Raw genomic sequence first — 15637 nt, forward strand, 5'->3', positions numbered from 1 at the left:
CGACGAGCGACTACGAACAGTCAAGGGTGCGCATACCGGCCGTGAGCGAGAAGGCTCGGAGGAGGCGATCTCGGTAGGAAGGCGGCCGATCGTGGATGTCTATGAGGCGGTGACGAGCCGACGGGCGGTACGGGGCTTCCTTGGCAAAGAGGTCCCGCGCGAGACGCTGGAGCGAGTGCTGAGCGCCGCATCGTGGGCACCGTCCGGATCGAACATCCAGCCGTGGAACAACTTCGTGGTGACTGGCGAGCCGCTGGCGGAACTCAAGAAGCGCGCCACCGGGCGGGTGGCCGACGGCGTTCTGTGGGACGACCGCGAATACGTGATGTACCCGCCGGCAATGAAGTCGCCGTACCGGGACCGCCGATCGGCGTTCGGCAACGAGCGCTACAGCGCACTTGGGATCGCCCGGGAGGATTGGGAGGCACGTCAGCGAGCCGCCATTGCCAACTGGGATTGTTTCGGCGCGCCCGCCGCACTGTTCTGCTAATCGACCGCGACCTTGGCCTGGCGCAGTGGGCGGACGTCGGGATGTACCTGCAGAGCGTCATGCTATTGCTGCGCGCCGAGGGGCTGCACAGTTGCCCTCAGATGGCTTGGTCGCAGGTTCACCAAACGGTCGCCGAAATCGTCTCGCCCCCAGCCGAACTCATGCTGTTCTGCGGGATGTCGATCGGATACGAGGATGTCGGCGTCGACTACATCCGGACCGGCCGGGCGCCGCTCGACGAGACGGTTACCTTCGTCGACGGGTAACCCAGAGCATGGGTTTCCTGTTCGCGTTCTCAGTGCCCCGCGTTGCGCACCAGGTCGACGGCGAACTGGTTGACGAAGGTGCCCGCGGACGGTTCGCCTGTGCCGCACGAGCCGTCGGATTCACCGGGCCGCTTCACCCACAGGAAGGCGTCGACGTTTCCGTTTCCGGTTGCCGTGGTGGGTGCGACACCCAGCGCACGACCGCTGGGGTTGCACCAGTACATGTCGCCGCCGGCGGGTCCGGCGCCGTTGCGCGAGGTGTCGATGACGTAGGGCTTGCCGCCGACAGCCCCGGAAATCGCGTCGCCGTAGCCGATTTCCTCGTCAGTGGTGAAGAAGTTCGCGGTGTTGAGGCTGAAGCCCCGCGCCTTGGCAACACCGACCTGGTTGAGCCGGTTGGCCATCTCAGGGGCGCTCACCCAGCGCGAGTGCCCGGCGTCGATGTACAGCGCGGTGGCCGGGTTGCGGGTCAGGGTATCGACGGCGTAGCCCATCAGGTCGAAGCGTTCCTGGCGCTGGGCACCGGACAGGCAGTCGGCCATGGCCAGCGCATCGGGTTCGAGGATGACTGCGGCGGGTCCGCTGCCGATCGCGGCGGCGACGCCGTCGATCCAGCCCTTGTAGGCGTCCGCCGAGCCGAACCCGCCCGCGGCGTAGCTGCCGCAGTCGCGATGCGGGATGCCGTAGAGAGCCAGGATCGGCATGGTGCCCGCCGCCTGCGCCGTTGCGATGTACTTCGAGTCGACCGCGAGGCTCGACACGTTGTCCATCCAGTAGGCCGTCGGGGTGTTGGCGACGGCGTCGAGCTCAGGACTGCCCGCGCCCTTGGCGGCCCGCATGGCCTTGGAGTCGGGGTTGACGTAGAAGGTCTGCCCGGCCAGCGGGTTGCCGTCGCTGGCCAGGCGCACGGCGGGGCTGCCGACGGGAGCCGTCTCGGCTGCCAGAGCCGCGCAGGCTACGGCCGCAACTGCCAGGGAAGGGACTATCCAACGCGCGACTGCACCGGCAGCAGAGGAAATCACCCCAGAAACATATTGTGACGAGGCAACGAGCGCCAATCGCCTGCCGGCGGTGGCCTGCGGTCGAATATGCCGTGGCAAACGCCGAATGGAGCCACTGCATACGTGCTGCCTGCGTTGCTATCGCTCAATGGCTCCTGGCCAGCAATATTCTGGCCGCTGCAGCGGCGCCTCACCGGCCGAGTTGGCGGAGCCCGGCGACGGTGTCGGCGAGGGTGATTCGTGGATCGCGGTAGGTGATGCCGAGGTCGCGTCGGCTCGGCGAATCGTCCGACGCAGGCATCTGGGTGTAGTACTGCATGCCGGCCTCGGTGATGGGGCTGTCGAACGGCAGGAACGGGCCGAGTCGGTCGAGCACCTGGCCCGCGGCCCGCAGCACAGTGTCGGGAACCGGCACGGCGAGCATCGTCTTGCCACTGACCTCGGTCAGCAGTTTCGCGAGTCGGTCCACCGGGATTCGATGGCCGCCGGCCATGTAGCGGCGCGGCCCACGCCCGGGTTGCAGGAGTGCGACGTGCAGGGCGGCCAGGTCTCGGCCGTCGACGATTGTCCAGGCTGCGCTGCGTCCCGGAATCGCTCCGAGTTGCAGGGCGGCGGCCACGCCCTCGCCGGCTTCGCCGAACTGGTCGCCGACCGGCGGACCCATCACCATGCCGGGGTAGGTGATGTTCACCGGTGCGCCGCCGTCCTGCATGCCGCGGGCATAGATCTCGACCTGGGCCTTTGACCGGCCGTAGCCGTCGCTCCCGCCGAACACCGGCAGGTCGGCATGCAGGGTGTCCACATCGGGGTTGAACAGCGCGGTGATGCTCGACACGTGGATGATCGGGTCCAAACCGAGTTCCGCGGCCCCGCCCAGCACATTGCGGGCGCCGGCCATGTTGGTACTGAGCATGCGGTCGGTCTGGCCGGGGTCGGTGGCGACCAGGGCGGCACTGTGTAGGACGGCATCGCAGCCGTCGAGCGCGCGCAGGACCGAGTCGCGATCGGTGATGTCGCCGACGGCGTGGTCGGAAACGTCGACGCCGAGTCGGGCGACACTGGTGTGCAGGCGCTCGGGCTTTCGCACCAGAAATCGCACGGAATGTCCGGCGTCGGCGATCGCCTTCGCGCTCCACCCGCCCACGAATCCGGTGCCGCCGGTGACCAACACGCGCATGCGCCAACCTCCTAGCGAGCAACGATCGTCGCAACGACGCTAGTACGTCCGACGCCGCCGGGAAGCGCTTTGCGCGTCAGCCTCCGCGCAGGGCAGCAAGTTCCTTCATGTTCGCCAATCCCTGCTGTTGCGCGTCGTCGAGGAAGTCAGGCAACGGCGCTCGCAGTTCGGGCAGCACCTCATGGTCGAGCAGGCCCTGCAGCGCGGCCTGCTTGGGGCTGTGTCCGGCCAGGTTGTCGAGCTCCTGAACACCCGAAGGCGTTGCGTAGTCGTACAACTCGTGATGGACGGGCCGCGACGTGTCGAGGTCCATGCTGCCGGGCTTCCAGTACGTGTACATGCCGAGTTTCGCGTCGGGCGTGCGCACGGCGACGATGTGGCTGGGTGCCGAGGTGGGAATGTTCGTCGGGGGACCGCCGGCACCGAAAACCTTCTGTGCGAGCGGAGATTTCAGCAGCGCTGCCATCTCCTCGACCGACATGTCGTCAGTGGCGTGTGCGACCCACGGTCGGCCGGGTGCGGTGGCGTCGGCGGCGATGCGTGCGATGTCCGCACGACTCGACAGGTACGAGTACCGGGAATCGGAGCGCCAGCCCGCACCACCGTGCGCGATGGTCAGCAGCAGCGGCGCGAGGTCCGCGCTGGACGTGAGCTGCGTCCGCACCTGGCCCGCAGTCGGAGTCAGGTGCCCGGACGGATCCCTGACATAGAGCGGCACCCGGATGCTCTCGTCGTAGACGGCGGCGCCCTTGCCGCGCAGACCGTGCGAGCCGGCGTACTCGCCGTGGTCGGAGGTGAACACGACGACGGTGTTGCTGTCGATGTCCGGCCGGGCCGCGAGCGTGTCGAGCACCCGGCCGATCTGGATGTCCACCTGCTGGTGCAGCCACAGGTACATGTCCAGGCACCTGGCCCACTGCGCGGCCGCGTCGGGCCCCGAGTAGTCCAGCGCACCGGTCATCAACGGCGACATGAAGTTCATGTAGTCGATCTGCAACTGGGGCTTACCGCGGCGCCGCAGATCGTCGGCGGTCTCGAAATTGAGCGGCTTGGCGCTGAAAAAGTGCGGGACATCCTCGGGCAGAGGGTTTTTCGGCCACCAACAGATGTCATGCGGATTCACCAGCGACACCGTCGTGCACCACGGGCCGTCGGTGGCGTTGGCGTCGAACCAGCCGGCGAACTGGTCGACGATCGAGGGGTCCTGCTGCAGACCCTGATTCGGCGCGCCGTTGGGCGACGGGTATGTGCCGCCGGAGAATCCGTGCACGTCCAACCCGTCGGGAGTGTTGTCGGCCTCGTGACCGAGGTGCCACTTGCCCCACCACCACGTGCGGTATCCCGCGTCGCGCAGCATGGTTCCCCAAGTCGGGAACCGGGCCGCCAGAGTCGACTCGGTGGGACCTTCACCGGTGTACAGACAACCGGTCTGGTGTGAGTACAGCCCGGTGGTCAGCACTCCCCGCGATGGGGTGCACATGTTGGACGCGGTGTAGTGCGAGGCGAAGGACGTGCTACGGACCCGCAGGGCATCGAGGTTCGGCAGCATTGCAGCGAGCTGTGCAGTGTCGGGGAACCACTGCGGTGCTCGCATCTGGTCGACCAGGATGACCAAGATGTTGGGCCGGCTGCCCGACGCGGCTTCCGGCCTGCGCAGCAATTCGTAACCTCCCAGTCCTGCCGCGGCCACACCGGCCACCGCTGCGCCACCCAGAACCGCCCGCCGACTGACTTGTGTCATAGAGGCCACATTAGGGGCCGATCCTGGGCGGCGGAGTGGGTCGATACCGTGGAGCGGTGACAGCTCAGCGACGTGTCGATGCCGACTTTCTGGAGTTGCCCCGGTTCGCCCTGGCCGATGCCGCCCTGTCAGCGGCGCTGGCCGCCGGTGCTACCTATGCGGATCTGCGGATCCACCGCATCACCACCGAGATCATCCAGCTCCGCGACGCAGAGCTGGAGACGGCGGTGGTCAACCGTGAGGTCGGCCTGGCCGTGCGGGTGATCGTGGACGGTACCTGGGGATTCGCGTCGCACGCCGAACTGGATCCGGCGGTGGCGGCGGAGACGGCGCGGCGGGCGGTCTCCGTGGCGACGACGCTCGCGCCGCTGAACGCCGAACGCATCGAGCTGGCGCCCGAACCCGTCTACAGCGACGTGACGTGGGTGTCCAGCTACGGAGTCGATCCGTTCCTCGTGCCGTCCGCCGAGAAGATCGCCCTGCTCGACGAGTACTCCGGGCGGTTGCTGGCCGCCGACGGCGTCGATCACGTGTCCGCGGGCGTGCACGCGGTCAAGGAACAGACCTTCTATGCCGACACCTTCGGTTCGTCCATCACCCAGCAGCGGGTGCGGGTGCTGCCCAGCCTGGAAGCCATCGCCGTCGACGCTGCCGTGGGCTCCTTCGAAACCATGCGCACGCTCGCACCGCCCACCGCGCGTGGGTGGGAAGCGGTCGCCGGCGACGAGGTGTGGGACTGGACCGGTGAACTGGCCGAGCTTCCGGCCCTGCTGGCCGAGAAGACCAAGGCGCCGTCGGTGGTCGCCGGTCCCACCGACCTGGTGATCGACCCGTCCAATCTGTGGCTGACCATTCACGAATCCATTGGGCACGCCACCGAATACGACCGGGCGATCGGCTATGAGGCCGCCTACGCCGGGACCTCGTTCGCCACCCCTGACAAGCTCGGCACCATGCGCTACGGCTCGGAGGTGATGACCGTGACCGCCGACCGCACCGTGGAATTCGGTTTGGCGACGGTCGGTTTCGACGACGAGGGGGTGCGAGCGCAATCCTGGGATCTGGTGCGCGACGGCATCTTCGTCGGCTACCAGCTGGACCGCGTGTTCGCACCGAGGCTCGGCCAGGCGCGGTCCAACGGATGCTCGTATGCCGACTCGCCGCACCACGTGCCGATCCAGCGGATGGCCAACGTGTCACTGCAGCCCGGCGCCGAAGACCTCAGCACCGACGACCTGATCGCCCGGGTGTCCGACGGCATCTACGTCGTCGGCGACAAGAGTTGGTCAATCGACATGCAGCGGTACAACTTCCAGTTCACCGGGCAGCGGTTCTACCGAATCCGCGACGGCCGGCTGGACGGACAGCTGCGGGACGTGGCCTACCAGGCCACCACGACCGACTTCTGGGGTTCGATGGAAGCCGTTGGGGGACCGTCGACCTGGCGCCTGGGCGGGGCGTTCAACTGCGGCAAGGCCCAACCCGGTCAGGTCGCGCCAGTCAGTCACGGCTGCCCCAGCGCGTTGTTCCGTGGCATCAACGTACTCAACACCCGGACGGAGGCAGGCCGATGATCGGCGCACAACAGGTCGTCGACATCGCGCTTGCCGCCGCGGGGCAGGACAACGAAACCGTCGTGCTGGTCACCGACCGCGCCGACGCGGCGCTGCGCTGGGCGGGTAACTCGATGACCACCAACGGGGAGTCGATCAGCCGCACCACCACCGTGATATCGATTGTGCGCCAAGGGGACAAGGCGCATGTCGGATCTGTGCAGTCCAGCGAGGTGGATCCGGCGGTGATCCCGGATCTGGTCTCGGCGGCCAAGGCCGCCGCGCAGGCCGCGCCCCCAGCTCGCGACGCGGCGCCTCCATTGCCACCCGACGGCGGGCCCGCCGATTGGGATGAGCCCGTCCCGGGAACCGGCGCACAGGTCTTCGCCGGCGTTGCCGTCGACCTGGCGCGTGGCTTCGGCAGGTCCGATCGGCTCTACGGCTACGCCCGGCACGTCGTGGAGACGACGTTCGTGGCGACCTCCGGCGGGTTGCGTCGTCGCTACACCCAGCCGACCGGCTCGGTGGAGATCAACGCCAAGCGGGACGGGGCCAGTGCCTGGGCCGGCCTCAGCACGCCGGATTTCGCTGCGGTCCCGGTCGATTCGCTGCTCGATGACCTGGCGTTGCGGCTCGGCTGGGCATCACGAACCGTTGAACTGCCTGCCGGGCGCTACGAGACCATTATGCCGCCGTCCACGGTCGCGGACATGATGATCTACCTGACCTGGACCATGGACGGCCGTGGCGCGCAGGAAGGCCGCACCGCGCTCTCGGCGCCCGGTGGCACCCGGGTGGGGGAGCGGCTCACCGACCTGGGTTTGACGCTCTACTCCGACCCGTACGCCGAATCGCTGGCGTGCCAACCGTTTGTGGCAGTCCCCAGCTCATCGGAGCGGACGTCGATCTTCGACAACGGGATGGACATCGAACGGGTCGACTGGATCCGCGACGGGGTGATCGACGCGCTGGCGTATCCGCGTGCCGTCGCCGCCGAATACGGTGCCCCGGTGGCCGCACCCGCCGACAACCTGCTCATGACCGGGGGATCGGCGGAATTGGCCGACATGATCGCCGGCACCGAGCGTGGGCTGTTGCTCAGCACGCTGTGGTACATCCGCGAGGTGGACCCGACCGTGCTGCTGTTGACGGGGCTGACCCGGGACGGCGTCTACCTGATCGAGGACGGCGAGGTCACCGCGGCGGTCAACAACTTCCGGTTCAACGAGAGTCCGCTGGACCTGCTGCGGCGGGCCACCGAGGCCGGCGTCAGCGAGGTGACACTGCCACGCGAATGGGGCGATTGGGCCACTCGGGCAGCGATGCCGACACTGCGGATCCCCGACTTCCACATGTCGTCAGTAAGCCAGGCTCAGTAATTCCGGCGTGGCGGCGGCACCGGTGATGGATACTGCCGGTGTGTGCAGTGAATTGACACGTCTGGTGGCGCTGTCGCCGCCGGGACTGGCCGACATCAACGCCGATATTCGCGATGTGTGCGCCATGACTGTCGGGCTGGCGCCCTTGCCCGCGGAAACCACCGGCGGTGCAGTCGATCCCATGGTGAGTGAGTTCGCCGAGCAGTTCAGCGTGGACGTGACCGGGATCAGCAACGCCCAGCGGGCTGCGATCGTGGACCTGCTGGGCTCCGAGGTCTTCACCGTGACCACCCTGATCTACATCGCGGACTTCGTGCCGCGGGTGCACGCCGGGCTGCGCTCGTTCGGCGTCGACGTGCCGCTTGAGCCGGCAAGTTGGGACCACGACACCCAACCGGCCGACTTCGTGATGAACGTCTTCCTGCCCGCCGTGGGGCGGATGCGCGCGGTCGACCCGGTGACTTCAGAGATCGTTCGGTTACGGGGGGCCCGCCAGCACAACTGCCGGCTGTGCCGGTCCTTGCGCGATACCGTCGCGCTGCAGGCCGGCGGAAGCGAGTCGGTGTACGACGAGATCGACCACTACGAGCAATCCGATCTGTCCGCCCGACACAAGGCCGCGTTGCGATATGTCGACGCGCTGATCTGGACACCCTCGAAGGTATCGGGAGACGAACTGCGGCAACACTTCTCCCGCGAGGAGGCCATCGAGCTCACCCTCGACGTGATGCGCAACGGATACAACAAGGTGGCCGTGGCGCTCGGCGCGGACGGGGCCCGCGTGGCCGAGGGCACCGAGCAGTATCGGCTCGGCGACGACGGACAACCGATCTACGGTTGAGGCCCCCCGACACTACGGGCCCGGCGACACTACGGTTTGTGGCGCGATTTCGACGATTTCGCGCCACAAACCGTAGTGTCGGCGCAGCCAGGTGTTCAGCCGAGATCGAGGCCCGCGTAGATCTCGTTCAGCGCGGTGGGTACCAGAGCGTTGGCGGTCGTCCTGCCATCCGGGGACAGCGTCAGGTTCGTCCAAATGACCAGCGCCACATCGTTGTCCGGGTCGAACCCCATGAACGAGTTGAAGCCGGGCATCTCCCCGCCGTGGTAGTACATCGCGGCGTGCGGTCCGTAGCGTTGGTGGCTGATGCCGTAGCCGTACCGCTGACCGTCCGGTTTGGCCGGGTCCTCGGGCCGCAGGCTGTTCAGCCACTGCTGGTGGTAGTCGGCATCGAAGACCTTGCCGGTCACCAAGGCACGCATCCAGGTCGCGAGATCGGCGGCGGTGGAGATGGCACCGCCGGCCGCCTCGGCGTACGACGGATTCTGTTGCGTGTAATCGACGGGCTTGAGGCTGCCGGCCCGTGCTGCGGCGACCACGTCGGCCGGGTAATCCTCATCGACCATGGCGTAGCGCGTCGTTCCGTACATGTAGCCGTGTGCATACGGTTCGGGAAGCGTCGTGTCGTTTGTGGCGGGCAGTGTGGTGCCCGGCATACCGAACGGAGCGAACAGGCGGTCATGCAACTGCTCTGCCAGCGGGCGCCCGCCGGCCTTCTCGGCAACCAGACCTAGCAGGGCGTAGTTGGTGTTGCAGTACTCGTAGGTGCTGTCCGGCGGTGCGCTCGGCGGGTGCGCAAACGCGATCGCCAGCACCTCCTGCGGTGTCCACGCCTTCGCCGGGTCGGTGTCGAGCGCTGTCGAGAGCTCAGGCGCGTCGGTGTAGCAGTAGAGCCCGCTGCGCATCGTCAACAGGTCTGCGAGCGTGATCTTCTCGCCGGCGGGCACACCCGCGACGTAGGTCGATACCGGCGCGTCGAGGGTGAGCTTGCCGTCCTGCGCAAGCAGCACGATCAGCGCGGCCGTCATGGTCTTGGTGTTGGAGGCGATCCGGAAATGCGTATCGGGTTGCGGTGGTGTCTGCGCGCCGAGTTCGGTGGTGCCGACCGTCGCGGTGAAGGTGCCCTGCGGAGTCTGCGCCAGCACCAGTGCACCGGGCACCTGAAGCTTGGCCGCCGCGTCTTGCACGACCCGTTGGAACTGGGCCGGGTCGATGGTCTTGAGCGCCGTGGTGTGCGCCGCCGAGCACCCGGCGATTGCCACGGTCAGGCACGCCGCCAGGACGAGCCGCAATGCGGTCATGCATCATGGTCGCCCGTCGTGGCGTCCGGGGCGCGGGAACGGCGATTTGAACCCTCGGGTCTGGCCTCTGGGCGCCGCCTACCGACGGTATGCGACCATAGGTACCGCGCAGCTGCGCCCGGGGCGGTAGCTCAGTCGGTTAGAGCCGTGGACTCATAATCCATTGGTCGCGGGTTCGAGCCCCGCCCGCCCCACTTCAGAGCCTATTTTTCAAGATCAAGGGTTGTGAGTCGACGGAAGTCGGCGACCTCTTGCCGAAGGTGTCCGGATCGCGGAGCTTGTCACCTGACGATGGGAAGATCACCGTCTGCTCGCCGATGCAAGGACGTCTCGCGCCGGATCGGCGCCGAGCGCGTTGGTCATGACGGTGAGTTGCAGAGCACTGCGAATGATGGTGGAAGCTGTGGGATATTTGAACCGACTCCAGCTGAACGGTTTTCGTTGTACGAGCGGCTGACAGGGAACAAAAGACTGCGCCTTTGGGCACTCTGGGTCGACATACGATCAACCGGTGGAACACCACCTGCCACAGGCAGAAGCGGCCGGCGCGAGCACCGCGAGGCCGACTCGCAAGCAGGAGACGTCGAGTCTTTCCACGGGATACCCAAGGACGGTGCCGGCCAGCTTGATGGCGTTGCAGCGCACTGCGGGCAATCTGGCTGTCAGTCGGATGTTGGCCGGCCATAACGAGACTCAGGCGGTCCAGCGCGCCGAAGGGGATCCCAAGACGCTCGACGAGGCTATCAAGACAGGAGACTCCGACAGCCTCAAGCCTTTCCGGCCGTTCCCGCCGATCAATTCCCAACAACTGCTGTCGATCTGCAACATCGTCCTCACCAACGCATGGGTTGGCCCAGACGACGAGAGAACACTCGAAGAAGCGTGGAAGGCCTACGGTCACCAACCGGCGATGACGCAAGCCGATTACGACATGTGGAAACGATGCGAAGACCGCGGCGCTGAAATCAACAATGTCCCATGGATGAAGATCATGGAGTCCGATTTCGCGTGGGCGACACGAGATCTTGCTGACCGAAATCTGGAGAACAACGCCAAGCACATCTCCGACGAGGCGGGGCGGCTTGGCGTCGCCGTCGACGGTGGTCCTCCTGGTCAGTCCACCGCCGCGCAGGACGCCGCGATGGCTGAGCAACAACAACTGGCCAAGCGTGTCACCGACCTGAAGGAGTCGATGCAGAACCTGCTCAAATTGGATGTCGGTTACGCCGAGGGCCCGGTGCCGGTACCGGCCCCGGAGACGCCGACGGACAGTGCCCCTCCGGCCGGGGCTCCCGGAACTCAGGAGCAGTTGCGAAAGCACTTCACCTTCAAGCCGGGCGAGAAGCCACCGTTTACGCCGGACGGTAACGAACAGTCACCGATGGCCAACAATGAGCAGGTGCAGGCGGCGTACAACGGCCTGGAGAAGGCGATCAACCGCATCCTCAACCAGAATCCGGCGCTGTACGCCCTCGCTTCGATCGGAGGCGATGTCAGCGGAGTGAGCTCTGGAGCACCCGCAGCCCAGGGCCAGCCCGCGACGCAAGGTCACAGCCTCGAGGAGGCCCGCGTACAGATCCACGGAGCTTTCACGAAGATCTTGGACAACATCAAAGAGACCCGCGCAAACATCACGACTCAATCGCTCGGATTTCAACACCTTCTGCCGGTCCACGAAAAGCTCTACGGCTCCAAGTATCCGAACGCGTTCGACCGCGAGTTCCTGAAGGCATACGTCGTCGATGAAAAGGGCTCCGAGGAGTCGATGAAAGCGGCGCTTGGCTTCGCCACGATGGCCCTGATCATCGCCGTGGAGATCGGCACCGGCGGCGCCGCCACACCCGTCATCGGAGCGCTGATCGGCGCTGCATCGTCGGGCGCCGTCGCCGCCAACTCGTGGGATCAGGCGCTTCAGCAGGGCGCCGCCAGCAAGACCGGGTTCAACGACGACAGCGCGGTGGTGAGCAAAGAGGAAGCGAATGACGCAGAGACCACGGCCGCGCTGGACACCGCCGCAGCACTTCTGGACGTGTTCATGCTCGGGCACGCCGCGATGTCGGGGGTGGCGGCAGCGCGCGTCGCCGGGCTCATGGCCGCAGAAGAGATCACCGCGAAGTTGACGAGGCTTTCGGCACTGTCGGCCGAGGAGCGCGTCACCGTGGTGGGCCAGGCGATCGAGCGCGACGGCGTCGGCTCCGTCGTGGCTCGCTCCGGGCAGAAGGCCGAGGACTTGCTGACCATCGTGGGCAAGGATACGGCCGCCGGCCGCAGCATCAACGCGTTCATCGCCGCCGGCGGTGCAAAGAGTGCAGATGACGTCGGTGCCACCCTCGCGAAGCTGGCGACGCTGGCCCCCACTGACGCCGACCAGGCGCTGTCGCAAGGCATCGAGGTTCTCGGACCGGCGAAAACCATTGAGCGGGCAGGCGGTTGGGCAACAGTCGAATCGAAGGCGGTCAACACGGCCAGCGTTCGGCGGCTGGAGAATTGGCGTTCTGACGTCGTGGACGACCTACAGGGCTTCATGCGCCAACGACGGGCGTCGGCAGCGTCGTCGACGGCAGCCGAGGACGTCGAGGCGGCGCGCAACTTCCTGGGAAGCCGCGCAGGCATCGGGGGCGGGGCGGCCGACGAGATCCTGGGACTTGCACTCGGTGAGATGGCCACGATGGAGAAGACGGCCCGACTTGCCGTTGGCGTCAAGAAATTCTTCCTCGAACCGGCCGACGCGCGAACACGGCTGAACGCATTGGTGGGCATCGTTAATCCGGTCTTGGAAGAGAAGGGTATCCCCGCCGCGATGGCCATCTTCGACAACAAGGGATACATGGCATTTGACAAGGGCCCCTGGAACGTTGAGGTTCTCGGCAAGCTGCTGGCCAAGGAAAGACTGACCGATGCCGAATTCGAGGACGTGGTGAGCTGTGTCTATCACGAGGCTCGCCACGCCGAGCAGTTCTGGATGATGGCGCGCATGAAGGCCGCCGAGGGATTGGAGCCCATCGAGCTCGTGAACGAACTCCGGATTCCCAGGATGGTGGCGGACCAGGCAGTGAACGAGCCACTGGCAGCGGGCAGTGCCGAGTCGAAGGCAGCGCGGGAATGGTACGAGAGCATCTTCGGTGCGGGAGCCGGGGAACGCAAGCGCATCTACCAGGAGATGGACGACGCCACAGCGCGGTGGCAAAAGCTCAACGCGCAACTCGACGAGATACTGGGCCGCAAACCTCCTGCCTCCAAACAACTTGTCGAGATCGCTGAGAAAGAGATGAACGACGCCCGCGATGCAGCATTCGGTTGGGAGCAGCGCTACAAGACCCTGCCGGAAGAGAGAGACGCCTACGCGGTGCAGGCGCGGTTCGACCCTGTCATGAAGCAAGTGAACGCAGAATCAGACGCCCTTCGAGCCAGGGCCGATGCTGCGGTGCTCACCGCGCCTGACTCCGGGCCTCCAACGGTCCGACAGGGGCGCGGGGCGCAAGGTGCTGAACCATCAGAGCTTCCTTCGGGTCCTGCGTCCGATCAGGCGCCGACCTTGCGGGACGGCCCGGACTCGAAACAGCCGGCAACCGAGCCCATGGGTCCGCTGACAGACAAATCACCGCCGCCCGAGATGCCCGAGTCAGACGACGCGCCAACTCTCCGTAAGCCGTAGCCTCGTCACGGCGTTTCCAACGCCATATCCCAGAACCACACTTCGAGCTGGAGGACCTCGGCCACCAGCGAGTCGTGCCCGTCGGCCTTGAGCGCGGCGAGACCTTCGACGTAGGCGGCGAATTCCGGCACCGTCCAGTGCTCCACAAACTCTCCGAACGGCGAGGTCGGCGATGCCGCGTGCGTCCAGGCCAGCAGATAAACCCGCTCGATGACCCACAGCGCGGTGACTGCCGCGTCGAAGGGTTGGTTGTCGAGCCGTTGCAGCAGCTCCCGGTAGGCCAATGTCGCAGGCAGTGGCTTGGCCGGCAGGTCGATGTGGCGCCGCGAGGCCTGGTTTTCGAACCAGTCCAGTTCGGCAACCAATGCCGCGCACCCGCCGACCAAGACCGCCTGCGCCGACCGGGGCGCCCGCGCCAGCAGCCGAGCCTGAAAGGCCAGCAGATCAGCGACGAACAACGCGTCCTGCGCGAGCCATCGATCGAATGCCGAGTTGGAAACGGTGCCGTCGCGGACGGCCTCCAGAAAAACGTGTTGGGTTGCGGCAGCCCAGAGGTCATCGGACACGGCACGCACTTTAGTCGTAGGGGTGCTGGGCCGCGCGGTCGATGCCTGCCTGTGCAGGCGTCCCGCCTCTCACCGCTGAGCCAACCCAGAACTTCTGTCCGAACCGATATCAAGACGGCCTTGTCGGTGCCAGTCTTGCTGTAGGACACCCCGCGGGGTCCTGCTCCTGGATGCGAGCGAGTCTGAGACTCAACGGAGGAACACATCATGAATACCCCTACCCGCAAGAAGCTGGCCACCGCGGCGCGGGCCGCCTGCACGATGGGAGCAAGTGTTCTTGCGTTGACTACAAGCGGTCCGTTCGCCCATGCCGACGATTGCGCACAGTGGGATTTCGGTCAGGGCAACGACTTCTACCAGTCCAACGGTTGGACGATGAGTTTCAGCGGTGCCCCGGTCAATTTCCCCCGAACTCCCTCTGGGACAGCGATCGGTCGGCCGTCAAATGACCCTGTGCCCAGGATGCACGGTTCCCCCAAAGGCCGCATCGATGGGAACTTTATCTTCATGGACGTGTACTGGGACAACGGCTCGGTCGGACACTATGAGGGCAATGTGAGAGGCGACGGCACCGCGTCAGGCACAACCTATGACACGACGCACCCTGGCTCCACCGCTACCTGGACGTCCTCGCCAACGTTCGTTTGCGAACCGTAAAGGCGAGGAGCCGGAACGGTTTCCGTTCGTCGGGTGTCGCAGTCCGATGTCCGAAGCGCGCCTTTACGAGCAGTGAACTGGCGGCTGCACGAGCACACCCGGCACGCGCCGGGTGATGGTGATTCGGTAACGGTTTGGCAAAGTCTTCACATGGCGGGTGGGATGTCCCGCGGTGAAAACGGCTTTGCTGTTTCCCTGGAGTCATCCAGGGTAGGAAAATAGTCACCGCGACTCAGATGTGCTGGCGCAGACATAGGGGACGACATATGCGCTTTGTGGCAACCGCGATCACCGTCAGTGCTGTGTGCATTCTTGCGGCGGGCTGTGGCCAGTCACAGGAGCAACCGGCCGCGAAAACGCCGACCACGCCGATGATCACGTCGTTCGCTCCGCTGCCGCTCGCCCCAAAGATACTGCCCGCCTTGCTGCTTTCGCCGGAGGAGATCAACGCGACCATGGCGGCAGGGGGGATGGTCGTCACGGCGACCAACACCGAAATGTCCGATGACAGCGCGACGATGGAGCCTCGCAACTGTCTCGCCATCGATGGTGCGGTGCAGGCGCCCATATATGCGGACAGCGGTTACACCAACGTGCTCGATGTGACCATGAGGGAGCCCGACACCTTCGTCCATTACGCGCACCAGGCGGTGGTTCTCTACGGCAACGCCGACCAGGCCAAGGCGTTCTACGACGCTTCGGCCAAACAGTGGCCGGCGTGCACGCATTACAGCCACACGCAGTCCGGCACCCAGTGGGACGTGGCACCCATATCGGACAAGGACGGCATGCTGAGCACCGTCAGCACCCAGTCCAACGCGCAGGCGGGTGGGTGGGCCTGTGGTCGGGCGCTGACCGCGCACAACAACGTCGTGGTCGACGTGAACACGTGCAGTGCGAACCCGGGAGATACGGCGGTCAAGATCGCCCAGCAGATTGCCGCACGGGTCGAGAAGCCGCCGTGGCAGAAACCGTAGGCTCGGGCTGACAGGAGTTCGGCACGGGTGGCG

General features: G+C 66.1%; 11 protein-coding genes, 1 tRNA gene and 1 pseudogene. 8 read left to right on the forward strand and 5 right to left on the reverse strand.

What is annotated here, in order from left to right; genetic code table 11:
- Window positions 1-91 precede the first annotated feature (91 nt).
- Window positions 92-756, forward strand: a pseudogene (locus BST13_RS01350) (nitroreductase).
- A gap of 29 nt (window positions 757-785) precedes the next feature.
- Here the strand turns inward: BST13_RS01350 and BST13_RS01355 are convergent.
- The 3 genes from BST13_RS01355 to BST13_RS01365 all read right to left on the reverse strand — a co-directional run bounded on the left by BST13_RS01355 (window position 786) and on the right by BST13_RS01365 (window position 4675).
- Window positions 786-1778: a glycoside hydrolase family 6 protein gene (locus tag BST13_RS01355; protein ID WP_083159818.1), complete on the reverse strand. Its 993-nt coding sequence runs from the start codon at window positions 1776-1778 to the stop codon at window positions 786-788.
- 169 nt (window positions 1779-1947) lie between these two features.
- Window positions 1948-2934, reverse strand: a complete 987-nt coding sequence (locus BST13_RS01360; RefSeq protein WP_083159820.1) for an NAD-dependent epimerase/dehydratase family protein — start codon at window positions 2932-2934, stop codon at window positions 1948-1950.
- 76 nt (window positions 2935-3010) lie between these two features.
- Window positions 3011-4675 carry a sulfatase-like hydrolase/transferase gene (locus BST13_RS01365; RefSeq protein ID WP_083159821.1) on the reverse strand — a complete coding sequence of 555 codons (1665 nt, stop codon included), beginning with the start codon at window positions 4673-4675 and terminating at the stop codon, window positions 3011-3013.
- Window positions 4676-4731: 56 nt separating this feature from the next.
- Here BST13_RS01365 and BST13_RS01370 point away from each other — a divergent pair, with 56 nt between their 5' ends.
- Genes BST13_RS01370 through BST13_RS01380 form a run of 3 tightly spaced genes read left to right on the forward strand, consistent with a single transcriptional unit; the run spans window position 4732 to window position 8448 of the window.
- The gene (locus BST13_RS01370) at window positions 4732-6249 is read left to right on the forward strand and encodes a TldD/PmbA family protein (RefSeq protein WP_083159823.1); all 1518 of its coding nucleotides are present in this window, start codon (window positions 4732-4734) and stop codon (window positions 6247-6249) included.
- A complete protein-coding gene (locus BST13_RS01375) occupies window positions 6246-7607 on the forward strand; it encodes a metallopeptidase TldD-related protein (protein WP_083159825.1) in 1362 nt (453 codons plus the stop codon). Before BST13_RS01370 ends, BST13_RS01375 begins: the two co-directional genes overlap by 4 nt.
- A 25-nt stretch (window positions 7608-7632) precedes the next feature.
- Window positions 7633-8448: a carboxymuconolactone decarboxylase family protein gene (locus BST13_RS01380; protein WP_083160074.1), complete on the forward strand. Its 816-nt coding sequence runs from the start codon at window positions 7633-7635 to the stop codon at window positions 8446-8448.
- 95 nt (window positions 8449-8543) lie between these two features.
- Here the strand turns inward: BST13_RS01380 and BST13_RS01385 are convergent, their stop codons facing one another.
- Complete coding sequence (locus tag BST13_RS01385) at window positions 8544-9749, reverse strand: serine hydrolase domain-containing protein (protein WP_083159827.1); 1206 nt, start codon at window positions 9747-9749, stop codon at window positions 8544-8546.
- Window positions 9750-9869: 120 nt separating this feature from the next.
- On the opposite strand from BST13_RS01385, the gene BST13_RS01390 reads away from it, so the two are divergent.
- A tRNA-Ile gene (locus tag BST13_RS01390) sits at window positions 9870-9943 on the forward strand.
- Window positions 9944-10362: 419 nt separating this feature from the next.
- The gene (locus BST13_RS01395) at window positions 10363-13404 is read left to right on the forward strand and encodes a hypothetical protein (RefSeq protein WP_083159829.1); all 3042 of its coding nucleotides are present in this window, start codon (window positions 10363-10365) and stop codon (window positions 13402-13404) included.
- 5 nt (window positions 13405-13409) lie between these two features.
- Here BST13_RS01395 and BST13_RS01400 read toward each other — a convergent pair whose 3' ends face one another.
- The gene (locus BST13_RS01400; RefSeq protein ID WP_083160076.1) at window positions 13410-13970 is read right to left on the reverse strand and encodes a TenA family protein; all 561 of its coding nucleotides are present in this window, start codon (window positions 13968-13970) and stop codon (window positions 13410-13412) included.
- A gap of 207 nt (window positions 13971-14177) precedes the next feature.
- Between BST13_RS01400 and BST13_RS38595 the strand changes: the two genes are divergently transcribed.
- Both BST13_RS38595 and BST13_RS01405 read left to right on the forward strand, forming a co-directional pair.
- Complete coding sequence (locus BST13_RS38595) at window positions 14178-14627, forward strand: hypothetical protein (protein WP_142282702.1); 450 nt, start codon at window positions 14178-14180, stop codon at window positions 14625-14627.
- Between the two features lie 266 nt (window positions 14628-14893).
- A complete protein-coding gene (locus BST13_RS01405) occupies window positions 14894-15604 on the forward strand; it encodes a sensor domain-containing protein (protein ID WP_083159831.1) in 711 nt (236 codons plus the stop codon).
- Window positions 15605-15637: the final 33 nt, after the last annotated feature.

The organism is Mycobacterium aquaticum (assembly GCF_002086485.1).
GTDB classification, from domain to species: domain Bacteria; phylum Actinomycetota; class Actinomycetes; order Mycobacteriales; family Mycobacteriaceae; genus Mycobacterium; species Mycobacterium aquaticum.

Bases quoted from the DNA above. Each gene is read 5' to 3' on its own strand.
- BST13_RS01360 (WP_083159820.1), bottom strand. From the start codon at position 2,934: ATGCGCGTGTTGGTCACCGGCGGCACCGGATTCGTGGGCGGGTGGAGC.
- BST13_RS01365 (WP_083159821.1), bottom strand. From the start codon at position 4,675: ATGACACAAGTCAGTCGGCGGGCGGTTCTGGGTGGCGCAGCGGTGGCC.
- BST13_RS01375 (WP_083159825.1), top strand. From the start codon at position 6,246: ATGATCGGCGCACAACAGGTCGTCGACATCGCGCTTGCCGCCGCGGGG.
- BST13_RS01380 (WP_083160074.1), top strand. From the start codon at position 7,633: ATGGATACTGCCGGTGTGTGCAGTGAATTGACACGTCTGGTGGCGCTG.
- BST13_RS01385 (WP_083159827.1), bottom strand. From the start codon at position 9,749: ATGACCGCATTGCGGCTCGTCCTGGCGGCGTGCCTGACCGTGGCAATC.
- BST13_RS38595 (WP_142282702.1), top strand. From the start codon at position 14,178: ATGAATACCCCTACCCGCAAGAAGCTGGCCACCGCGGCGCGGGCCGCC.
- BST13_RS01405 (WP_083159831.1), top strand. From the start codon at position 14,894: ATGCGCTTTGTGGCAACCGCGATCACCGTCAGTGCTGTGTGCATTCTT.